We start from the raw sequence: 20,812 nt of genomic DNA, 5'->3' as shown, positions 1-20,812 counted from the left end.
CAAGCCGCTGGCTTGTAGCCGCCTGAGCGCCCGGAGCGGCTGTGCCGCGCAGGGCCGGAACGCAGCGCCCCGCCGCGTTGCATGCCCCTCAACCGCCCTCCGCTGGACGAGTTGACGGGGCGAAATCAGCACTCGAGCCGCTCTGGCCCCCCCATAACGAAAACGGCGCGACCGCAGGCCGCGCCGTTCACTTTCTTCGCTACGCAACAACCTTGCCGCGATCAGCCCTTCAGCGGGGACTGCTGGCTCAGGAACTTGCGCGGGTTCACCACGCGGCCGCGCTCCCACACCTCGAAGTGAACGTGGGCGCCGGTCGAGCGGCCGGTCGAGCCGGCCTTGGCGATCTCCTGCCCCGCGCGGACCAGTTCGCCGACCTTGCGGGTCAGGCGCGAGTTGTGCGCATAGCGGGTCACGTAGCCGTTGCCGTGGTCGATCTCGACGGTGTTGCCGTAGCCCGAACGCGCGGCGGCGTAGCTGACCACTCCGTCGGCCACCGCGAGCACCGGATCGCCGACGTCGGCCTCGAAGTCGATGCCCTTGTGGTTCTGGCTGCCGCCGCCGAACGGGTCGGCGCGGCCGCCGAAGCCGGACGTGATGTAGCTGCCGGCGATCGGCTCGCGCGACGGGACGGCGTTCATGTCGAGCTGGCGGTTGAACAGCAGCGACTCGAGCACCGACAGCTGCTCGCCGGAGCTGACGAACTGGTCGCGGACGTGCTTGAGGGTCGCCTCGACCTCGTCCTTTTCGATGTCGCGGACCGGGCCGGCACCACCGACGCCGACCGGCTTCTCGAAATCGAACTCGCCGTCCTGCAGCTGGCCGATGCGGGTCAGGCGCTCGCCGAGCGCGTTGAGGCGGTTGGCCTGGGCCTGCAGTTCGCCGAGGCGGGCGGCCAGCGCGTTGAGTTCGCGCTGCGAATCGCGCCGGGCGGTGGCGAGTTCGGCCTGCTGGCTGGCGACCTGGGCGCGCAGGCCGGCAGTGGCGGCGATGCCGGCGCCGCCGCCGAGCAGCAGGCCGACGCCGATCAGGCTGGCAATGACCAGTCCCGGGCGGCGGCTGCCGAGGTGGGCGACGTGGTCGACGGCGGTGGCCACGCGTGAACGCGACCGATGCAGCGATTTGTTTACGATGGTTGGATAGGTCATATGTCCGATGTCTGATTCCCGATCCCCGCGCCGCCCACCTGCCCCGAAAGCCGCGCTCGATGCGCTGCTCGCGGACCCGGCTGGCAACCCGATTCGTCGTGCCGTCTGGCTCGAAGAACTGGACCGTCGGTTACGCCCCCACCTGCCGCCCTCGCTTGCCGCGCACGCGCAGCTGGCGAATGTTGAGCGCGGCCGGCTCGTTTTCGTGGTCGATGCCCCGGTGTGGCGAACCAAACTGCGGTTTGCCGCCCCGGAAATCCTCGACGCGGCCCGATCCATCGGGCTTGATGCAGTGGAGCTGGTCGTGAAGACCGCGTTGGCTCCGATGGCGCTGCAAGCGCAGGACCGTCGGACCCAGCCTCCGATATCGGAAGCCGCGCAGCGGGAGCTGCGGGCTGCCTTGGCGTCGCTCGAGGCGCCCGTCCCCTGCGGGTCGGACGACGCCACCTGAGCTCCAACCCGGCTGGCACATGTCTTGGCCAGACGGCCAGGACCCCAGGCCGGCCGGCATCGTAACGGCCTAACCCCCTGAATTTGTTAAGAAGGGGGAAGCGTTATGCAATAAAACCGTTAGGAATCCGTTAACTCGTCACCCAACGTTCACCTCTGTGACACGGGGCACCGTTGCCGCAGAAGCGCGTCTCGAAGGCCGCCCGACGCAGGTCCGGAAGCGGTCGCAGCGAGCGGGATCGGGCCGACGGACGGTCGCCGTGGCGCGCGCGGAGCGGAGGTTCGGGTCGGCGGTGTGCCGCCGGGGTCGCGTCAGTAGCTGGCGACCGGGGTGCCGTAGGCGACCGGCGCGTCGGCGGTGGCGTCCGGGAAGGTGACCTCGTCCCAGGCCGACCGTTCGGCCAGCACGGCGCGGACGAGCTTGTTGTTGAGCGCGTGGCCGGACTTGTAGCCCTCGTAGGCGCCGAGGATCGGCCGGCCGGCGAGGTACAGGTCGCCGACGGCGTCGAGGATCTTGTGGCGGACGAACTCGTCGGCGTAGCGCAGGCCGTCCTCGTTCAGCACCCGGAACTCGTCCAGCACGATCGCGTTGTCCATCGAGCCGCCTAGGCCGAGGTTGCGCTCGCGCATGTACTCCAGGTCGCGCATGAAGCCGAACGTGCGCGCGCGGCTGACTTCCTTGACGTAGGCCTCGGTCGAGAACTCGACCTCGGCGCGCGACTGCGTCGACGGGATGGCGGGGTGGTCGAACTGCACCGTGAAGCCGAGGCGGAACCCCTCGTACGGCTCGAAGCGGGCGACCTTGTCGCCGTCGCGGACCTCGATCGGCCGGCGGATCCGGATGAAGCGCTTGGGCGCGTCCTGCTCGGCGATCCCGGCAGACTGCAGCAGGAACACGAACGGGCCGGCCGAGCCGTCCATGATCGGCACCTCGGCCGCGGACAGCTCGATCAGGCAGTTGTCGATCCCGAGCCCGGCCAGCGCCGACAGCAGGTGCTCGACGGTCTGGACCTTGGCCGGACCGCAGCTCAGCCCGGTGCACAGGATGGTTTCGGTGACGAGCTCGGCGTTCGCGGGAATCTCGACCACCGGATCCAGGTCGACGCGCCGGAACACGATGCCGGCATCGACCGGGGCCGGGCGCAGCGTCAGGAAGACCTTCTCCCCGCTGTGCAGGCCCACGCCGGTCGCGCGGATCACGTTCTTGAGGGTGCGTTGGCGCAGCATCGGGGCGATTGGTCGGACCGGGCCGTAAGGGGGTGGCTGGCGGGAGTCGGGCACGCTGGCGGGTCGCTGGGACAGGCCCGTCGCGCAGCGCGTGCACGGCATGCCCCGCCGCGGGGCGGAGGGCAGGTTAGCACGCAGTTCGCTGAATCTTAACGGAAAGGACGCATCGTCCTGCCGGCGCCGTCGGCGTCAGGTAAAGGACCGGTCGGCACGGGGCCGACCGGTCGAAACCCCCGGGCCAGAGCCCGGGGCAAGGTGGCTTACGGACACTTCGGACGCGGTGGTGGGGACGCTTCTGGCGGTCAGTCCGCCTGGCGGCGCAGGAACGCCGGGATGTCCAGGTAGCTGTCGCCGCCGAAATCGGCCACGGCCGGGGTCGAGGCCGGCTCGGCCGCCCGCGACGACGAGGCGCTGCCGCGCAGCGCGCTGCCGAAGCTCGGGGCCGACGGGGCCGTGTAGTCGACCGGGAACTCCGGCTGGCCGGTGGTGGCGTTGCGGACCAGCTGGACCGGCGGGCGCTGGAACTCGCGCTCGCTGCCGCGCACCGACTGGCGCGCGACCGCGCGGTTCAGGCCGGTGGCGACGACGGTGACGCGCACCTCGTCCTGCATGTCCGGGTCGAGCACGGTGCCGATGACCACGGTCGCGTCCTCGGAGGCGAAGCCCTCGACGGTGCGGCCGACCTCGTCGAACTCGGCCATCGTGAAGTCCGGGCCGGCGGTGATGTTGACCAGGATGCCGTTGGCGCCGGACAGGTTGACGTCGTCGAGCAGCGGGTTCTGGATCGCGGCCTCGGCGGCGGCCTGGGCGCGGTCGTCGCCGCGGGCGGCGCCGGTGCCCATCATCGCCAGGCCCATCTCGGACATGACGGTGCGGACGTCGGCGAAGTCGACGTTGATCAGGCCCGGGCGGACGATCAGGTCGGCGATGCCCTGCACCGCGCCGAGCAGCACGTCGTTGGCGGCGCGGAACGCCTGGATCATCGTCGCGTTGCGGCCGAGCACGGTGATCAGCTTCTCGTTCGGGATCGTGATCAGCGAGTCGCAGTGGTGGCTCAGCTCCTCGATGCCCTTCAGCGCGACCTGCATGCGCCGACGGCCCTCGAACGGGAACGGCTTGGTGACCACGGCGACGGTCAGGATGCCCATCTCCTTGGCCAGCTGCGCCACGACCGGCGCGGCGCCGGTGCCGGTGCCGCCGCCCATGCCCGCGGTGATGAACACCATGTCGGCGCCGGTCAGCGCGTCCATGATCCGCTCGCGGTCCTCGAGCGCGGCCTGGCGGCCGACCTCCGGGTTCGCGCCCGCGCCCAGGCCCTTGGTGACGTTGCCGCCGAGCTGCAGCTGCAGCTTCGCGCCGCAGTTCTTGATCGCCTGCGAGTCGGTGTTCGCGGTGACGAACTCCACCCCGTCGACGTTGCTGCTGACCATGTGCGCCACGGCGTTGCCGCCGCCGCCGCCCACGCCAATGACCTTGATGACGGCGTTGGGAGCCATCTTTTCAACCAGTTCGAAATGCGCCATGTCCGTGTCCTCCGTTGTTATGTGTTGCTCGTCGTTCGAATCGGGAAACCGCCAATCGCACCGCATTGCTCGAGTCGCCTGCCCTGCCCGCCCATGCCCGCGCCGTCGCGGCCACGCCTCGTAATCAGAATTCGCCGCGGTACCAGTTCTTGAGCTTGCTCAGGAAGCTGCCCGCGCGGCCGGCGGCGATCGTCGGCCGCCGCGGGTTCTCGATCTGGCTGCCCATCAGCAGCAGGCCGACGCCGGTCGCGTGCACCGGGTTGCCGACCACCTCGCCCAGCCCGGTCACGTGCTGCGGGATGCCCACGCGCACGGGCATCTGCAGCATTTCCTCGGCCAGCTCGACCACGCCTTCCATCTTCGCGGCGCCGCCGGTCAGGACCATGCCCGCGCGCACGTGCTGCTCGAAGCCGCTGCGGCGCAGCTCGGCCTGGACCATCTCGAAGATTTCCTCGTAGCGCGCCTGCACCGCCTGCGCCAGCGACGCGCGCGGCATGCGCCGCGGCGGCCGGTCGCCGACGCTCGGCACCTGGATCGACTCTTCGGCCGTGGCCATCTGCGCCAGCGCGCAGGCGTAGCGGACCTTGATCTGCTCGGCCTCCGGGGTCGGCGTGCGCAGCATGTGCGCGATGTCCTCGGTCACCTTGTCGCCGGCGATCGGCAGGCTCGCCGTGTGCGCGATGGCGCCCTGCACGAACACCGCGATGTCGGTCGTGCCGGCGCCGATGTCGACGAGGACGACGCCAAGCTCGCGTTCGTCGCCGGTCAGCACCGCGGTGCTCGACGCGAGCACGCCGAGCACCAGGTCGTCGACCTGCAGCCCGCACTTCTGCACGCACTTGCTGATGTTGGCCGCCGCCGACTGCGCGCAGATCACCAGGTGCGCGTGCACCTCCAGGCGCACGCCGGTCATGCCGACCGGGTTGCGGATGCCTTCCTGCGAGTCGTCGAGCACGTAGTCGCGCGGGATCGCGTGCAGGATCTTCTGGTCGGCCGGGATCGCCACGGCCTTGGCCGCCTCGAGCACGCGGTCGAGGTCGGCGAAGCTGACCTCGCCGTCGCGGATCGGCGCGATGCCCTGCGAGTTGCGGCACTGGATGTGGTTGCCGGAGATCGACGCGTAGACCGAGCGGATCTCGCAGCCGGCCATCAGCTCGGCCTCCTCGATCGCGCGCTGGATCGACTGCACGGTCGATTCGATGTCGACGACGACGCCGCGGCGCAGGCCGCGCGATTCGTGCGAGCCGATGCCGATCACCTCGATCGGGTTGCCCGGCGAGTACTCGCCGACCAGCGCGACCACCTTCGAGGTGCCGATGTCGAGGCCGACGATCAGCGATTTGTCACCCTTGCGATTCATGACTGTCCTTGCACTTGCTTGTCCGTCGCCGGCGCCGGGGCGGCCGTCCACGACAGCGCGAAACCGTTGGTGTAGCGAAGATCGGCGCGCACGAGGCGCTGCTCCTGCTGGCCGAGCAGCTGCGGCATCAGCCGCACGAAGCGGGCCAGACGCGCGCGCGCCTCGCTGCGGCCGACGACGACCTGCGCGCCGTTGTCGAGCCGCAGGCTCCAGCTGCCGCGCGGGTCGAGCTCGACCGCGCGCACGTCGATGCCGACCGGCGCCAGCAGCGCGCGCGATTCGTTGTAGAGCGCGACCACTTCGCCGACGCGTGCGTCCGGGCCGTCGAACTGCGGCAGGTTGCCCGGCACCGATGCGCCCTTCGCGGCGAACAGGCGGCCGTGCTCGGACAGCAGGCGGTCGCGGCCCCAGTGCGCGAACGGGCGGTGCTCGACGACGCGCACTTCGAGCACGTCCGGCCAGCGCTTGCGCACTTCGGCCGTTTCGACCCACGGCAACGTCGACACCGCGGCCTGCGCCGCGGCCAGGTCGACGGCGAAGAAACCGCTGCGCGCGTACGGCAGGAGGGTCTCGCGCAGCGCGGCCGCGTCGACCCGCTCGAACTCTCCGCTCGCGCGCAGGCGGGTCAGCGGCCAGTGGCCCGCGCCGATCCAGCCGTTGAGCACGGCGACGACCGGCAGCGCGACCAGCGCCACCGCGAGCAGCCAACCGACGAGCCGCAGCATCGCGCTCACGCGGTCGCACCTCCGTCGTCCGCGGCGGGGGCGAGGCTCGACTCGAGCACGCGCCAGCACAGTTCCTCGAAGCCGATGCCGACCTGCGCCGCCGCCTTCGGCACCAGCGAGTGGCTGGTCATGCCCGGGGCGGTGTTGACCTCGAGCAGGGTCAACTCGCCGGTGGCGCGGTCGCGCATGAAGTCGACCCGGCCCCAGCCGTGGCAGCCGGCCGCGACGAAGGCCTCCAGCGCGAGCCGGCGGATCTGCGCCTCGTCGTCGCCTTCCAGCCCCGGGCACAGGTACTGGGTGTCGTCGGCCATGTACTTGGCGTGGTAGTCGTAGAACTCGCCCTTCGGCACGATCCGGATCGACGGCAGCGCGTGGCCGGCCAGCACCGGCACGGTCAGCTCGTCGCCGACGATCAGCTGCTCCATCAGCAGTTCGCCGGGGTAGCGCGCGGCGTGCTCGACGGCGGCGGCGAGGTCGGACTCGCCCATCACCCGCGACACGCCGACGCTGGAGCCCTCGCTCGACGGCTTGATGAACACCGGCAGGCCGATCCCGCGCGCGGCGGCGAGCACGTCGTCGCCGGGCGACAGGCGCGCGTAGCGCGGCGTCGGCAGGCCGACGCTGAGCCACACCTGCTTGGTGCGGATCTTGTCCATGCTCAGCGCCGAGCCGAGCACGCCCGAACCGGTGTAGGGCACGCCGAGCGCCTCGCACAGCCCCTGCAGCACGCCGTCTTCGCCGCCGCCCTTGTTGCCGTGGAGGATGTTGAACACGCGGTCGACGCGGCCGGCCTGCACCGCCTCGACCAGCGCCGGGATGCCGTCGACCGCGAACGCCTCGACGCCGCGCGCGCGCAGCGCGTCGAGCACGTTGCGGCCGGAGTCGAGCGAGACCTCGCGCTCGGCGCTGGTGCCGCCCATCAGCACCGCGACGCGGCCGAACACGGCCGGGTCGCTGACGCGCGGCGGGGCGATCGAAGTATCGAGCTGGATGGTGGCGGCGCTCACGCGGTGTCTCCCTTGAATCCCTTGGTCGCGACGCCCTGCGCGGCGGCGCCGATGTCGCCGGCGCCCATCATCAGCAGCAGGTCGCCGTCGCGAAGCACGTCGCCGAGCACGCCCGACAGTTCGCCGGCGCCGCCGACCACGACCGGGTCGATGCGGCCGCGCGCGCGGATCGCACGCGCCAGCGCCTTGGCGTCGGCGCCGGCGATCGGCGCCTCGCCCGCCGGGTAGACCTCGGTCAGCACCAGCGCGTCGACGCTCGACAGCACCGCGGCGAACTCGTCGAACAGGTCCCGCGTGCGGCTGTAGCGGTGCGGCTGGAACGCCACGACCAGGCGCTTGTCGGCCCAGCCGCCGCGCGCGGCGGCGAACACGGCCTCGAGCTCCTTCGGGTGGTGGCCGTAGTCGTCGACGACGGTGACCATGCCGCCGCGCGGCAGCGGCACCTGCGCCAGCAGGTTGAAGCGGCGGCCGATGCCGGCGAACTGCTCGAGCGCGCGCGCGATCGCGTCCGGCGCCACGCCCAGCTGCCACGCCACCGCGGACGCGGCCAGCGCGTTGAGCACGTTGTGCCGGCCCGGCAGCGCCAGCGTCACCGGCTGGCGCGCGCCTTCCGGCAGGCACAGGGTGAAGCGCATGCGCCCGCCCTGCTGGGTCACGTCGTCGGCGCGCACGTCGGCCTCCGGCTGGAAGCCGTACGTCATGACGTGCCGCGGCGTGCCGGCGGCCAGCTGCGCGACCTCCGGGTCGTCGATGCACAGCACCGCCAGCCCGTAGAACGGCAGCCGGTGCAGGAACTCCTCGAACGCCGCCTGCACCTGGGCGAAGTCGCCGCCGTAGTTCTCGAGGTGGTCGGCGTCGATGTTGGTGACGATCGCGATCTGCGGGTTGAGCCGCAGGAAACTGCCGTCGCTCTCGTCGGCCTCGGCCACCAGCCACTCGCCCTTGCCCAGGCGCGCGTTGGCGCCGGCGGCGAGGAGCTGCCCGCCGATGACGAAGGTCGGGTCGATGCCGCCTTCGGCCAGCACGCTGGCCAGCAGCGAGGTGGTCGTGGTCTTGCCGTGGGTGCCGGCGACCGCGATGCCGCGCTTGAAGCGCATCAGCTCGGCGAGCATTTCCGCGCGCGGCACCACCGGGATGCGCTGCGAGCGCGCCTCCATCAGCTCCGGGTTGTCGGGCTTGATCGCGCTGGAAACGACCACGCAGTCGGCGCCGAGCACGTTCGCGGCCGCGTGGCCGCGGTGCACGGCGATGCCGAGCTTGGCCAGCCGGCGGGTGACCGCGTTGTCGGCGTTGTCCGAGCCGGACACCTGGTAGCCGAGCGTGCACATGACCTCGGCGATGCCGCTCATGCCGACGCCGCCGATGCCGACGAAGTGCACGCGCGTGCTCGACTCGTCGAAGCCGGCACGGGCGAGCTCGCCGGTGTGCAGCAGGCGGCGGCGCAGGGCCATGATCATCGTGGGGTCTCCTGGGACGCCGGCCCGGCGTGCGCGGCGGCCAGCACGGCGTCGGCGACGCGCTCGGCGGCGTCGGGTTTGGCAAGGGCCCGCGCGGACTGGGCCATCTGCAGCAGCAGCCCCCGCTCGGCAAGGATTTCGATCGTGGCCGACAGCCGCGACGCGAGGTCGCTGCCGTCGCCCTGCGGCAGCAGCTGCGCCGCGCCGCGCTCGACCAGGTAGCGCGCGTTCTTGGTCTGGTGGTCGTCGACCGCCTGCGGGAACGGCACCAGCACGCTGCCGACGCCGGCCGCGCACAGTTCGGCCAGCGTCAGCGCGCCGGCGCGGCAGACGACGAGGTCCGCCCAGGCGTAGGCCGCGGCCATGTCGGCGATGAACGGCTCCAGCGACACCGGTACGCCGGCCTTCGCGTATGCGCGCTCGGCGTCGTCGCGCAGCTTCTCGCCGCACTGGTGGCGCACGTCGCAACGGATGTGGGACGGCAGCGCGGCGATCGCCGCCGGCACCGCGGCGTTCAACGCGCGCGCGCCCTGGCTGCCGCCGAGCACCAGCACGCGCAGCGCGCCGTCGCGGCCGGCGAAGCGCTGCGCCGGCGGCGCCACCGCGGCGATCTCGGCGCGCACCGGGTTGCCGACGACGGTTTCAGCCACGGTATGGAAGGTGTCCGGGAAGCCGGTCAACACCTGGCGCGCGAACCGCGCGAGCACGCGATTGGTCATGCCCGGCGCGCGGTTCTGCTCGTGCACGAACAGCGGTACGCCGAGCAGCCGCGCCGCCAGCCCGCCGGGCCCGGCCGCGTAGCCGCCGAAGCTGACCACCGCGCGCGGCTGGCGCTGGCGCAGCGTCTGCGCCGCGGCGCGCACGGCGCCCACGAGGCGGAACGGCGCGGCCAGCAGCGACGCGATGCCCTTGCCGCGCACGCCGCGCACCGCGATCGTGTCGATCGCCACGCCGTGCTGCGGCACCAGGCGCGTCTCCATGCCGCCGTCGGCACCGAGCCACGACACCGGGACGCCCCGCGTCTGCAGCGCGTGCGCGACGGCGAGCCCCGGGAAGATGTGCCCGCCGGTGCCGCCGGCGAGGATCATCACCGGGTGCAGGTCGCTGTCGGTGGCGGGCATCGACGGCCTCATGCGGTGCGCCCCAGCGTCGGTTCGACGCGCTGGCGCAGGCGGCTGGTGCCGCGCGCGGCGTCGCCGGGCTTGGCCGACGGCGAGGTCGGCGGCAGCGGCTGCGCGGTCGCCGGGATGAACCCGGCCGACGCCTGCGCGCCGTCGCCGCGCAGGCGCGCGACCTGGCGCTGGGCGCGGTCGAGTTCGTACGACACGCGCAGCAGCAGGCCCAGCGCGGCGCAGGTCATCAGCACGCTCGAGCCGCCGGAAGAAATCAGCGGCAGCGTCAGCCCCTTGGTCGGCAGCAGGCCGAGGTTCACGCCGATCGACACCAGGCTCTGCAGCGCCATCCACAGCGCGATGCCGAACGCGATGTAGCCGGAAAAGTGGCGGCGCATCTCGACGCACTTCAGCCCGACCCACAGCGCGCGCCCGACCAGGCCGGCATACAGCGCGATCACCAGGCACACGCCGAAGAAGCCGAGCTCCTCGGCGATCACCGCCAGAATGAAGTCGGTGTGCGCCTCGGGCAGGTACGAAAGCTTCTGGATCGACGAGCCTAGCCCGACGCCGAACCACTCGCCGCGGCCGACCGCCATCAGCGCGTTGGCCAGCTGGTAGCCGGAGCCGAACGGATCGGCGAACGGGTCGACGAACGAGGTCAGCCGGCGCATGCGGTACGGCTCGGCGATCGCCACGATGGCCAGCAGCGGCAGGCCGACCAGCACCGGGCCGAACATCCGCGGCATGTTGACGCCGCCCAGCACCAGCATGCCGGCGGTGATCGCCAGCAGCAGCGACGACGAGCCGAAGTCCGGCTGCAGCAGCAGCAGCACGACCAGCGCAGACGCCACGCCCAGCGGCTTGAGCATCGCGCCCCAGGTGGCGGTGACTTCCTCGCTGTAGCGCTTGAGGTAGCTGGCCAGCCAGACAATGAAGAGCAGCTTGACCGCCTCGACCGCCTGGAAATTCGACACGCCGAGGTTGAGCCAGCGGCGCGCGCCGTTGACGGTGTGGCCGATGCCCGGCACGAACACCAGCAGCAGCAGCACGAAGCAGCCGAGCATCAGCCACTGGCTGCGCTGCTCGATGGCCTTGAGCTCGGTGCGCATCAGCCAGACGGCCAGCACCGCGCCGGCGCCGAGGAACACCACGTGGCGCGTCAGGTAGTGGAACGGGTCGGCCGCCTGCGCGATCGAGCTGGAGCCGACCATCACCACGCCCAGGCACGCGAGCGCGATCGCGAGGCCGGCCAGCCACGGGTCGAACCGGCCGCCGATCGCATCGAGTCGTGTCGCCTGGCGCGCGGAGTCGGCCATCAGCGCACCTTCAAGGTCGCCAGGCCGACGAGCACGAGGATCACCGAGATGATCCAGAAGCGCACGATCACCCGCGGCTCGGGCCAGCCCTTGAGCTCGAAGTGGTGGTGGATCGGCGCCATCCGGAACACGCGCTTGCCGGTCAGCTTGAACGACGCGACCTGGATCATCACCGACAGCGTCTCGATGACGAAGATGCCGCCCATCACGACCAGCACCAGTTCCTGGCGGACGATCACCGCGACGGTGCCTAGCACCGCGCCGAGCGCGAGCGCGCCGATGTCGCCCATGAACACCATCGCCGGGTAGGTGTTGAACCACAGGAACCCGAGCCCCGCGCCGGCGATCGCCGCGCAGATGATCACCAGCTCGCCGGCCCCCGGCACCTGCGGGATCTGCAGGTACTCGGAGAACACCGCGTTGCCGGACGCGTAGGCGAACACGCCGAGCGCGCAGGCCACCAGCACCGTCGGCATGATCGCCAGCCCGTCGAGGCCGTCGGTCAGGTTGACCGCGTTGGAGAAGCCGACGATCCAGAAGTAGGCGATCGCGACGAAGCTGAAGCCGACCAGCGGCAGCGCGATCGACTTGAAAAACGGGATGTAGAACGTCGTCGCCGCCGGCGCGTCGGCGGTGTAGTACAGGAACAGGCCGGCGGCCAGGCCGAACAGCGACTGCAGCAGGTACTTCCAGCGCGACTTCATGCCGTTCGGATCGCGCTTGACGATCTTGATCCAGTCGTCCCACCAGCCGATCCAGCCGAACGCGACCATCATCGCCAGCACCAGCCAGACGTAGCGGTTGCGCAGGTCGCCCCACAGCAGCACCGAGGCGAGCACCGTCAGCAGGATCAGCGCGCCGCCCATCGTCGGCGTGCCGGCCTTGGAGAAGTGCGACTGCGGCCCGTCCTTGCGGATCGGCTGGCCGCCCTTGAGCTGGGCCAGGCGCCGGATCACCGCCGGCCCCCACCACAGCGACAGCATCAGCGAGGTCAGCGCCGCCAGGATGCCGCGGAAGGTCAGGTAGTTGAAAAGCCCGAACAGGCTCTGCAGTTGTTCAAGCCAGCGGGTCAGTTCAAGCAGCATGGTGTCCCCCGTGCGCCGCGCCGTCGGGCAGCAGCGCGGTCACGATCCGATCCATCGCGCTGCCGCGCGAGCCCTTGACCAGCACCCGCAGCGCGCCGCCGCTGTCGGCGATGGCCGCGCGCAGCGCGCCGGCGAGCGCGTCGTGCGATTCGAAATGCGCGGCGCCGTCGCCGAAGGCCTGCGCAGCGCTGGCGCTGAGCGGGCCGAGCGTGAACAGCCGCGCGAGCCCGGCGGCCTTGGCGCGGCGACCCACCTCCGCATGCATCGCCGCGCCGTCGGCGCCGAGCTCGCGCATGTCGCCCAGCACCAGCCAGGCCGCGTCGCCGGCGCCGCGGCTGGACTCGGCCAGCGTGTCGATGGCGGCGGCCAGCGAACCGGGGTTGGCGTTGTAGCTGTCGTCGATCAGCCGCGCGCCGCCGGGCAGCACGTGGGTGACCAAGCGACCGGCGACCGGGCGCGCGGCGGCCAGCCCCTCGGCGATGGTCGCCAGCGGTACGCCGGCGCCGATCGCGATCGCCGCGGCGGCCAGCGCGTTGCGCACGTTGTGTCGGCCGGGCATCGCCAGCGCGACCGGCGCGTCGCCCTGCGGCGTCACCAGCGTGAAGCGCGAGCCCTCGTCGGCGAGCTCGATGTCGCGCGCGCTGACGTCGGCGCCGTGATCGAGGCCGAACCGGATCAGCCGGCGGCCGTGCGCGCGCTCGGCGAAGTACGGGGCGAAGGCGTCGTCGGCGTTGATCACCGCGACGCCGTTGCTGCTGAGGTCGTCGTAGACCGCGGCCTTGGTGTCGGCGATCGCCAGCAGGCTGCCCATGCGCTCGATGTGCGCCGGCGCCACGTTGTTGACCAGTCCGATGTCCGGACGCGCGATCGCGGTCAGGTAGGCGATGTCGCCGGGCTTGCCGGTGCCCATCTCGTAGATCGCGAAGCGCGCGTCCTCGGGCGCGTCGATCACCGCCAGCGGCATGCCGATCTCGTTGTTGCGGTTGCCGGGGGTCGCGTACGTGCGGCCGGCGCGCTCGAGGATGGACTGGGTCAGCGCCTTGACGCTGGTCTTGCCGTTGCTGCCGGTGATCGCCACCACCGTCGCGCTGCGGCCGAGCTGCACCGCGGTCGCGATCGCCGCCAGCGCGCGCTCGGTGTCGGCGACGACGACCTGCGGCAGCGGCGCGTCGACGTGGCGCGAAACCAGCGCGGCGGTTACTCCCGCATGCGCGGCCGCAGCGACGTGGTCGTGGCCGTCGAAGCGCTCGCCCTTCAGCGCGACGAACAGCGCCGAACCCAGCCCGCCGAGCGAGCGGGTGTCGGTCGCGACCGCGTCGACGAGCCGGTCGTCGCCGTGCAGGCGGCCGCCGGTCATCCGCGCGATCTCCGAGAGCAGCAGCGGGTTCATGCTCGTGCCTCCAGGCAGGCCCGCGCGACCTGGGTGTCGTCGAACGGGTGCTGGACGCCGTCGATTTCCTGGTACGGCTCGTGGCCCTTGCCGGCCACCAGCACGATGTCGTGCGGGCCGGCCTCGCCGATCGCGCGGGCGATGGCGGCTGCGCGGTCGCGCAGCACGACGGCCGCGGCGGGGCGGGCGAAACCGGCGACGATGTCGGCGACGATCGCGTCGCCATTCTCGCCGCGCGGGTTGTCGTCGGTGACGATCACGACGTCGGCGCCGGCCTCGGCGATCGCGGCCATCTGCGGGCGCTTGCCGCGGTCGCGCTCGCCGCCGCAGCCGAACACGCAGACCAGCCGCGCACGCGCGTGGCCGCGCAGCGACGCGAGCGCCTGTTCGAGCGCATCGGGCGTGTGCGCGTAGTCGATCACGACCAGCGGGCGGCGGTTGCCGCTCGGCGCGAGGTCGCCGCCGAGCCGGTTCATGCGACCGTGGATCGGCTGCAGTCGCGCGAGGGTGTCGGCGATCTCCGCCACCGGCACGTCGAGCGCGTGCAGCGCGCCGGCGACCGCGAGCAGGTTGTCGGCGTTGAAACGACCGAGCAGCGGCGACTGCACCGGCTCGACGGCGCCGTCGATGGCGAGATCGAAACGCAGCCCGCTCTCGTCGAGCGTCAGCGCGTCGGCGCGGACGCTGGCGGCGGCGTCGCCGCGCGAGCTGAGGCCGATCGCGCGCACGCCCGCCGGCAGCGCCGCGGCGATCCGCGCGCCATAGGCGTCGTCGCGGTTGATCACCGCTGCGCGCAGGCCAGGCCACGCGAACAGGCGCGCCTTGGCGGCGCCGTAGGCCTCCATGTCGCCGTGGTAGTCGAGGTGGTCGCGGGTGAGGTTGGTGAACACGCCGACGTCGAAGTGCACGCCGTCGACGCGGCCCTGGTCGAGCGCGTGCGAGCTGACTTCCATCGCCACCGCCTGCGCGCCGGCGTCGTGCAGCTGCGCCAGCAGCGCGTGCAGGCGCAGCACCAGCGGCGTGGTGAAGCCGGTCGGCACCGCCGCGCCGTACAGGCCCGCGCCGAGCGTGCCGATCGTCGCGGCAGGCGTGCCGCGCAGCGTCAGCGCCTGCGCGAGCAGCTGCACGGTCGAGGTCTTGCCGTTGGTGCCGGTGACGCCGATGACCGTCATCGCGTCGGTGACGCGGTCATGGAACGCGTCGGCCATTTCGCCCAGGCGCGCGCGCAGCCCCGGCACGGCAATCGCGTCGGCCGGCGCGGGGATGGCGGCCGGCGCGGGCGGCTCGAACAGCACCGCGACCGCCCCGGCGGCGCGCGCCTGCGCGGCGAACTTGAGGCCGTGCTCGCCGAACCCGGCGATCGCGACGAACGCATCGCCCGGGCGCACGTCCCGGCTGTCCATCACCAGCCCGCCGATGCGCAGGTCGCCGGGGATGCCGGCGACGTCGGGCAGCAGCTCGGCCAGGCGCTTGTTGCGGCTCACGGCGCACCTCCGACCGGCATCGGCAGCGGCGGTCCGGCGGGCGGCTGCACCGACGCAGACGCGGGCGCCGTCGTGCTCGCGGCGACGGCCGTCGACGGCAGCACCGGCGCGTCGGCCGGCGGCTTGCCGCCGTTCGCCTTGGCGCGCTTGGCCTGCGCGTCGGCCTGCGCGGCCAGCCACGTGTCGATGTCGTCCGGCGCGACGTCCATCAGGCGCAGCGCGCCCTCCATGACGTTTTTGAACACCGGCGCGGACACCAGGCCGCCGAAATAGCCCTTCGCCGGGTCGGGATCGTTGACGACGACGACCATCGAGAAGCGCGGGTTCTGCACCGGCACCACGCCGGCGAAGAACGAGATGTAGCGGCGCGAATAGCCGCCGGTGTCGTTGAACTTGCGCGCGGTGCCGGTCTTGCCGGCGACGTGGTAGCCGAGGATCGCGCCCTGCGTCGCGGTGCCGCCCTCTTCGGTCACGGTCTGCATCATCCGCATGATCTCGCCGGCGATCGCCGGGTCGAGCACCTGCCGGCCCTCGGCGCGCTCGCCGCCCTTGACGAACGTCGGCGTCAGCAGGCGGCCGCCGTTGCCGAGCGCCGCGTAGGCCATCGCAATCTGCAGCGGCGTGGCCGACAGGCCGTAGCCGTACGACATCGTCTGCTTGGTCGTGCCGCTCCAGCGCGACGGCGGCGCGAGCACGCCGGACGACTCGCCCGGGAAGCCGCTGCCGGGCTTCTGGCCGTAGCCGAAGCGGTGCAGGAACTCGTAGAACGTGTCGTTCGGCAGCCGCGCGACGATCTTCGCCGACGCGACGTTCGAGCTCTTGGTGATCACGCCGGTCGTGTCGAGCACGCCGTAGTTGTGGTGGTCGGTGGTGCGGTAGCGGCCGTTGGGAATCCAGCCGGGGTTGGTGTCGAAGCGCGTCGTCGGGGTGATCACGCCGGCCTCGAGCGCGGCGGCCACGGTCAGCGGCTTCATCGTCGAGCCCGGCTCGATCACGTCGGTCACCGCGCGGTTGCGGTGGGTGTCGCTGTTGCCCGCGCCGAGGGCGTTCGGGTTGTACGCCGGCAGGTTGGCCATCGCCAGCACCTCGCCGGTGGCGACGTCGACGACCACGGCCGAGCCGCTGCTCGCGCCGGTGCGCAGCAGCGCGCTGCGCAGCTCGCGGAAGGTCAGGTACTGGATGCGCCGGTCGATCGTCAGCGTCAGGTCCTGGCCGGGTTCGGCGGCGCGGACCAGGTCCACGTTCTCGACGATGCGGCCCTGGCGGTCGCGGATCACGCGCTTGGCGCCGGGCTTGCCGCGCAGCCACTCGTCGAACGCCAGCTCCAGCCCTTCCTGCCCGCGGTCGTCGATGTTGGTGAAGCCGAGCACGTGCGCGATCGCTTCGCCCTGCGGGTAGAAGCGGCGGAACTCGCGCTGGCTGAACACGCCGGGGATCTGGTGCGCCAGGATCCGCCGCGCCTCGTCCGGGTTGATCCGGCGCTTGAGGTAGACGAACTCCTTCCCGGCGCGCTGGCTGAGCTTGCGCGTCAGGTAGTCGCTCGGCACGCCGAGCGCCTTGGCCAGCTCCGGGATCCGCGCGGGGTTCTTCAGCAGCTCCTGCGGGTTGCCCCACACCGACTCGACCGGCGTCGACACCGCCAGCGGCTCGCCGTTGCGGTCGGTGATCATGCCGCGCGAGGTCGGGATCGGGATCTCGCGCAGGAAGCGCGCGTCGCCCTGCTGGCGGTAGAAGTCCTTGTTGACGATCTGCAGCGCGAACGCGCGACCGACCAGCACCAGCCCGCACAGGCCGAGCGCGCCGCCGACCAGCAGCAGGCGCTGGCGCGGGTTGTACTGCACGCGATTGCGCGAGCGCCCGCCGTCGCCGGCGAACAGCGACTTCAGCCACGCCGGTGCGCCGGTGCGGGCGGCGGGGGCGTTGCGGCGCGACGGCGGCTTGCGGTCGATCATGGCCGCACCACGACGGTTTCGCCGCCTTCGGGGAACTTCATGCCGAGCCGGTCGCGCGCGACCTGGTCGATGCGATTGCTTTCGGCCCACGTGGCCTGCTCGAGCTGCAGCCGGCCGAACTCGATGTTGAGCTCGTCGCGCGCCGCTTCCAGCCGCGTCGCCTGCACGAACAGCTGGCGGTGCTGGTGGCGCGCGTGCACGACACCCAGCGCCGAGACCAGGTTGGCGACTAGCAGCGCCGTCAGCAGCACGCGCAGCGTCATGCGGCCGCTCCCAGCTTTTCGGCGACGCGCAGCACGGCGCTGCGGGCGCGCGGGTTGGCGGCCAGCTCGTCGTCGGTCGCCTTCTGCGCGTCGCCCACCGCCAGCAGCGTTGGCGTGAACGCCTGCGCAACCGGCGTCCGGCGGTTGCCCGGCGGCGCCTTGGCGTAACGCGCGATGAACTGCTTGACGATGCGGTCTTCGAGCGAGTGGAAGCTGATCACGGCCAGCCGGCCGCCCGGCTTCAGGCGCGCATAGGCGGCCTGCAGGCCGTCCTCGAGGTCGCCGAGCTCGCGATTGATGAAAATGCGGATCGCCTGGAAGCTGCGCGTGGCCGGGTGCGTCTTGCTGTCGCCGCGCGGCATCACCGAGCCGATCAGCTCGGCCAGCTGCGCGGTGCGGACCAGCGGCTGCTCAGCGCGGCGCGCGACGATCGCGCGCGCGATGCGCCGGCTCTGGCGCTCCTCGCCGTAGGTGAACAGCACGTCGGCGATCTCGCGCTCGTCGGCGCGCGCGAGCCACTGCGCGGCGCTTTCGCCGGCGTCCGGGTCCATGCGCATGTCGAGCGGGCCGTCCTTGCCGAAGCTGAAGCCGCGCGCGGCGACGTCGAGCTGCGGCGACGACACCCCGAGGTCGAGCAGCACGCCGTCGAGCCCGCCGGCGGTCGCGTCCCAGTCGGCCATCCCGGCGAAGCTGCCGCGGCGGATCGACACGCGCGGATCGGCGCCGAACTCGCGTTCGGCGACGGCGATCGCTTCGGGATCCTTGTCCATCAGCAGCAGCCGGCCTCCGGCCCCCAGCTTCCCCAGCACGCCGCGCGCATGGCCGCCGCGCCCGAACGTGCCGTCCAGATACGTTCCGTCCTCGGTCACCCGCAGGCCGTCCAGGGTCTGCGCGTACAGCACCGGGAGGTGGCCGGGCACGTCGTCGTGCCCGCTGCCACCGGCCGTCACAGCTGCAGGCCGAGCAGCTCGTCGCCCAGGTCGCCGTCGGTCAAGACCTGACGGACCTGTTCGTGATGCGCGTGCTCGCTCCACAACTCGAATTTGTCGCCCATGCCGAGCAGGACGGCGCGCTTGTCGATGCCGATCGCCGCGCGCTGGCTCACCGGAATGGAGATGCGGCCGTTGCCGTCGAGCTCCACGTGGGCGGCCGCGCCGACCAGCTTGAACTGCATCAGGCGGCTGGTGCTCTTGGTCTTCGGCAGCGCGTTGACCTGGTCGCGGACGCGCTCCCAGACGTGCTGCGGGTAGAGATAGAGGCAGCCGGCGTCGAACGGGCTGTAGGTGACGACGAGGCGGTTGGCGCACTCGCGCGCGACGACGTCGCGGTAGGCGGTGGGCACCGCCAGCCGGCCCTTGTCGTCGATCGTGATGGCGGTTTCGCCCTGGAACATCCTGCACCCGTGTCAGCCCGTCTCTTCGGACGGGTCTGCCCTGCTCGTGGAATCGCCCTCGCCGGCCGACCGGTACGGTCGTCCTGCGGGGGGCCCTCGGCCACGAAAAACCACAAAAATCCCGGTTTTCCCTCCGAGGCCCACCTTAGGCACGGCCCACAGGGTTGTCAACAACTTTGCAGGGGGAATTTCACCAATGGCATCAAAGGCTTAAGAGATACTTCAGAGTCTTATTCAAGACTTATCCACTAACTGTTGTTTCGTCTCATATTTTGAGATTGAGGCCTTCGTCACGCCCTCCTCACATCGCCGGCCCAGGTCGCCGTACGCGCCATGCGGCGGTGCAGCATGATGCGGCCGGAGCCGTCGATCCGAAGCGGAGTCCGACTCCAGCGCCCGCAAACGGCATCACGAGCGGGGCGGCGCCGCACCCGGGCCACCGGCGCTCGCGTTAAGCCGCGCACACCGATGAGCGGCGCACGGCCACGGGGCAGCCGGCCGGCTGGCCGATCGCGCGAAGGAGGTGGCGGAGCCGGCCGATAAGCCGGGTTCTGTCGTGGACAGTCATTCCTCTAGGCGCACCGTCACCGGTACGCTCGAGCAACCTACCCGGAGACACCGCGGGCCGCGGCATTGCCTCCCTATTTGGTCTTGCTCCCGGTGGGGTTTGCCGTGCCGGTCCGTTGCCGGACTCGCGGTGCGCTCTTACCGCACCGTTTCACCCTTGCCACGCGCGTCTTGCGACGCCGTTCGGCGGTCTGCTCTCTGTTGCACTTTCCGTCGGCTCGCGCCGCCCAGGCGTTACCTGGCACCGTGCCCTGTGGAGCCCGGACTTTCCTCGGCATCCGTTCCCACCGAAGTGGGTCTGGATGACGCGACTGCCTGGCCGACTCCGCCGTGGTAATTCTACTGCTTCGCAGCAGAATTGCCCCCAAAAGTTCGCGGCGCGAACTTCGGGCCCCGCTCCGCACCTTCCGGATCCCCCCCGCTGTCGCGGCGCCCCCTTTACCAAGGGGGGCTCCCAGCCCCTAGGCCACGCGGTGACGGGCTGGAGTCGCGGCGATCAAGGGCCGGAGCACTCATTCCCCGCCGTACAGCGCCTTGCGCGGCGCGCCGCTGAGTTCGGCGGCGAGCTTGGCCGCCTGCGACGGCTTGAGGTGTTCGGTCAGCTTGGCGTACAGCCGCCGGCCTTCGGCCACGCGCGCGTCGGCGTCATCGCCCGCGCCTTCGACGACGACCACGAACTCGCCCTTGCGCTGGTTCGCGTCGGCCTGCACCTGCGCGAGCAGGTCCGGCAGCGGGCCATCGAGCACCGTTTCGAACAGCTTGGTCAGCTCGCGCCCCAGCACCGCGCGGCGATCCGGGCCGAAGGCAGTGACCAGATCCGCCAGCGACTCCTCGATGCGGTGCGCCGACTCGTAGAACAGCAGCGTGCGCGGCTCGCCCGCCAGCGCGGCGAGGCGCTCGCGACGCGCGCCGGCCTTGGCCGGCAGGAAGCCCTCGAACACGAAGCGGTCGGACGGCACGCCGGCGACGCTCAGCGCGGCGATCGCCGCGCACGCGCCGGGCACCGGCGACACGCGGACGCCGGCCGCGCGCGCCGCGCGGACCAGCCGGAACCCGGGATCGCTGACCAGCGGCGTGCCGGCGTCCGACACCAGCGCCAGCGACTGTCCGCCGCGCAGCCGATCGACCAGCTGCGCCGCCTGCGCGTCCTCGTTGTGCTGGTGCAGCGCCAGCAGCGGGCGCTCGAGGCCGAAGTGCGACAGCAGCTGGCGGGTGTGGCGCGTGTCCTCGGCGCAGATCGCATCGACGGTGCGCAGGGTCTCCAGCGCGCGCGGCGACAGATCGCCGAGGTTGCCGATCGGCGTCGCGACCACGTGCAGGGTGCCGGGCGTTTGCATCGTGCTTCCACAGGGG

The 20,812-nt window shown here is 71.8% G+C and carries 17 protein-coding genes, 1 other RNA gene and 1 pseudogene; 1 reads left to right on the top strand and 18 read right to left on the bottom strand.

Features of this window, described 5'->3' with window-relative positions; genetic code table 11:
• Positions 1-221 precede the first annotated feature (221 nt).
• On the bottom strand, positions 222-1,145 hold the full coding sequence (locus D3A60_RS03635) for a M23 family metallopeptidase (protein WP_119717315.1): 924 nt from the start codon (positions 1,143-1,145) through the stop codon (positions 222-224).
• A 7-nt stretch (positions 1,146-1,152) separates the two neighbouring features.
• Between D3A60_RS03635 and D3A60_RS03630 the strand changes: the two genes are divergently transcribed.
• Complete coding sequence (locus D3A60_RS03630; RefSeq protein WP_119717314.1) at positions 1,153-1,596, top strand: DciA family protein; 444 nt, start codon at positions 1,153-1,155, stop codon at positions 1,594-1,596.
• 311 nt (positions 1,597-1,907) lie between these two features.
• Here the strand turns inward: D3A60_RS03630 and lpxC are convergent, their stop codons facing one another.
• The 17 genes and pseudogenes from lpxC to rsmI form a co-directional block, all read right to left on the bottom strand.
• Positions 1,908-2,822 carry a UDP-3-O-acyl-N-acetylglucosamine deacetylase gene (gene lpxC / locus D3A60_RS03625; protein WP_119717313.1) on the bottom strand — a complete coding sequence of 305 codons (915 nt, stop codon included), beginning with the start codon at positions 2,820-2,822 and terminating at the stop codon, positions 1,908-1,910.
• A gap of 302 nt (positions 2,823-3,124) precedes the next feature.
• The gene (gene ftsZ, locus D3A60_RS03620) at positions 3,125-4,345 is read right to left on the bottom strand and encodes a cell division protein FtsZ (protein ID WP_119717312.1); all 1,221 of its coding nucleotides are present in this window, start codon (positions 4,343-4,345) and stop codon (positions 3,125-3,127) included.
• A 124-nt stretch (positions 4,346-4,469) separates the two neighbouring features.
• Positions 4,470-5,705 (bottom strand): cell division protein FtsA, encoded by a 1,236-nt coding sequence (gene ftsA / locus D3A60_RS03615; protein ID WP_119717311.1) that lies wholly within the window; start codon positions 5,703-5,705, stop codon positions 4,470-4,472.
• Positions 5,702-6,439 carry a cell division protein FtsQ/DivIB gene (locus D3A60_RS03610; RefSeq protein WP_119717310.1) on the bottom strand — a complete coding sequence of 246 codons (738 nt, stop codon included), beginning with the start codon at positions 6,437-6,439 and terminating at the stop codon, positions 5,702-5,704. Before D3A60_RS03610 ends, ftsA begins: the two co-directional genes overlap by 4 nt.
• Positions 6,436-7,404, bottom strand: coding sequence for a D-alanine--D-alanine ligase (locus D3A60_RS03605; protein WP_269203657.1), 969 nt, complete (start codon positions 7,402-7,404; stop codon positions 6,436-6,438). Before D3A60_RS03605 ends, D3A60_RS03610 begins: the two co-directional genes overlap by 4 nt.
• A gap of 29 nt (positions 7,405-7,433) precedes the next feature.
• Entirely contained in the window at positions 7,434-8,882 is a 1,449-nt protein-coding gene (gene murC / locus D3A60_RS03600; protein WP_119717538.1) for a UDP-N-acetylmuramate--L-alanine ligase, read from the bottom strand.
• Positions 8,883-8,890: 8 nt separating this feature from the next.
• Positions 8,891-10,015, bottom strand: a complete 1,125-nt coding sequence (gene murG / locus D3A60_RS03595) for an undecaprenyldiphospho-muramoylpentapeptide beta-N-acetylglucosaminyltransferase (RefSeq protein ID WP_231120377.1) — start codon at positions 10,013-10,015, stop codon at positions 8,891-8,893.
• Between the two features lie 8 nt (positions 10,016-10,023).
• Complete coding sequence (gene ftsW, locus D3A60_RS03590; RefSeq protein ID WP_119717309.1) at positions 10,024-11,325, bottom strand: putative lipid II flippase FtsW; 1,302 nt, start codon at positions 11,323-11,325, stop codon at positions 10,024-10,026.
• Positions 11,325-12,410, bottom strand: coding sequence for a phospho-N-acetylmuramoyl-pentapeptide-transferase (gene mraY, locus D3A60_RS03585; RefSeq protein WP_119717308.1), 1,086 nt, complete (start codon positions 12,408-12,410; stop codon positions 11,325-11,327). Before mraY ends, ftsW begins: the two co-directional genes overlap by 1 nt.
• Entirely contained in the window at positions 12,400-13,800 is a 1,401-nt protein-coding gene (locus D3A60_RS03580) for a UDP-N-acetylmuramoyl-tripeptide--D-alanyl-D-alanine ligase (RefSeq protein WP_119717307.1), read from the bottom strand. Before D3A60_RS03580 ends, mraY begins: the two co-directional genes overlap by 11 nt.
• Positions 13,797-15,284 (bottom strand): UDP-N-acetylmuramoyl-L-alanyl-D-glutamate--2,6-diaminopimelate ligase, encoded by a 1,488-nt coding sequence (locus D3A60_RS03575; RefSeq protein ID WP_119717306.1) that lies wholly within the window; start codon positions 15,282-15,284, stop codon positions 13,797-13,799. Before D3A60_RS03575 ends, D3A60_RS03580 begins: the two co-directional genes overlap by 4 nt.
• Positions 15,281-17,236, bottom strand: a complete 1,956-nt coding sequence (locus D3A60_RS03570; RefSeq protein ID WP_119717305.1) for a peptidoglycan D,D-transpeptidase FtsI family protein — start codon at positions 17,234-17,236, stop codon at positions 15,281-15,283. The genes D3A60_RS03575 and D3A60_RS03570 overlap by 4 nt, the downstream gene beginning before the upstream one ends.
• The gene (ftsL, locus tag D3A60_RS03565; RefSeq protein WP_119717304.1) at positions 17,233-17,499 is read right to left on the bottom strand and encodes a cell division protein FtsL; all 267 of its coding nucleotides are present in this window, start codon (positions 17,497-17,499) and stop codon (positions 17,233-17,235) included. The genes D3A60_RS03570 and ftsL overlap by 4 nt, the downstream gene beginning before the upstream one ends.
• A gap of 8 nt (positions 17,500-17,507) precedes the next feature.
• Positions 17,508-18,449: pseudogene (gene rsmH / locus D3A60_RS03560) on the bottom strand (16S rRNA (cytosine(1402)-N(4))-methyltransferase RsmH); the annotation flags it as partial.
• Positions 18,446-18,892, bottom strand: coding sequence for a division/cell wall cluster transcriptional repressor MraZ (mraZ, locus tag D3A60_RS03555; protein WP_119717302.1), 447 nt, complete (start codon positions 18,890-18,892; stop codon positions 18,446-18,448). The gene mraZ and the pseudogene rsmH, both read right to left, overlap by 4 nt.
• A gap of 524 nt (positions 18,893-19,416) precedes the next feature.
• Positions 19,417-19,786: RNase P RNA component class A (gene rnpB, locus D3A60_RS03550), an RNA gene on the bottom strand.
• 185 nt (positions 19,787-19,971) lie between these two features.
• Positions 19,972-20,796: a 16S rRNA (cytidine(1402)-2'-O)-methyltransferase gene (gene rsmI, locus D3A60_RS03545; protein WP_119717301.1), complete on the bottom strand. Its 825-nt coding sequence runs from the start codon at positions 20,794-20,796 to the stop codon at positions 19,972-19,974.
• Between the last annotated feature and the right edge of the window lie 16 nt (positions 20,797-20,812).

Source organism: Cognatilysobacter tabacisoli, from assembly GCF_003586305.1.
GTDB lineage: Bacteria > Pseudomonadota > Gammaproteobacteria > Xanthomonadales > Xanthomonadaceae > Cognatilysobacter_A > Cognatilysobacter_A tabacisoli.
This window is presented reverse-complemented; position numbering and strand designations above follow the sequence as displayed.

What these genes read in the sequence shown, in the direction of transcription:
- D3A60_RS03635 (WP_119717315.1), bottom strand. Translation starts at nt 1,145, where the DNA reads ATGACCTATCCAACCATCGTAAACAAATCGCTGCATCGGTCGCGTTCA.
- D3A60_RS03630 (WP_119717314.1), top strand. Translation starts at nt 1,153, where the DNA reads ATGTCTGATTCCCGATCCCCGCGCCGCCCACCTGCCCCGAAAGCCGCG.
- lpxC (WP_119717313.1), bottom strand. Translation starts at nt 2,822, where the DNA reads ATGCTGCGCCAACGCACCCTCAAGAACGTGATCCGCGCGACCGGCGTG.
- ftsZ (WP_119717312.1), bottom strand. Translation starts at nt 4,345, where the DNA reads ATGGCGCATTTCGAACTGGTTGAAAAGATGGCTCCCAACGCCGTCATC.
- ftsA (WP_119717311.1), bottom strand. Translation starts at nt 5,705, where the DNA reads ATGAATCGCAAGGGTGACAAATCGCTGATCGTCGGCCTCGACATCGGC.
- murG (WP_231120377.1), bottom strand. Translation starts at nt 10,015, where the DNA reads ATGCCCGCCACCGACAGCGACCTGCACCCGGTGATGATCCTCGCCGGC.
- ftsW (WP_119717309.1), bottom strand. Translation starts at nt 11,325, where the DNA reads ATGGCCGACTCCGCGCGCCAGGCGACACGACTCGATGCGATCGGCGGC.
- mraY (WP_119717308.1), bottom strand. Translation starts at nt 12,410, where the DNA reads ATGCTGCTTGAACTGACCCGCTGGCTTGAACAACTGCAGAGCCTGTTC.
- D3A60_RS03580 (WP_119717307.1), bottom strand. Translation starts at nt 13,800, where the DNA reads ATGAACCCGCTGCTGCTCTCGGAGATCGCGCGGATGACCGGCGGCCGC.
- D3A60_RS03570 (WP_119717305.1), bottom strand. Translation starts at nt 17,236, where the DNA reads ATGATCGACCGCAAGCCGCCGTCGCGCCGCAACGCCCCCGCCGCCCGC.
- ftsL (WP_119717304.1), bottom strand. Translation starts at nt 17,499, where the DNA reads ATGACGCTGCGCGTGCTGCTGACGGCGCTGCTAGTCGCCAACCTGGTC.
- mraZ (WP_119717302.1), bottom strand. Translation starts at nt 18,892, where the DNA reads ATGTTCCAGGGCGAAACCGCCATCACGATCGACGACAAGGGCCGGCTG.
- rsmI (WP_119717301.1), bottom strand. Translation starts at nt 20,796, where the DNA reads ATGCAAACGCCCGGCACCCTGCACGTGGTCGCGACGCCGATCGGCAAC.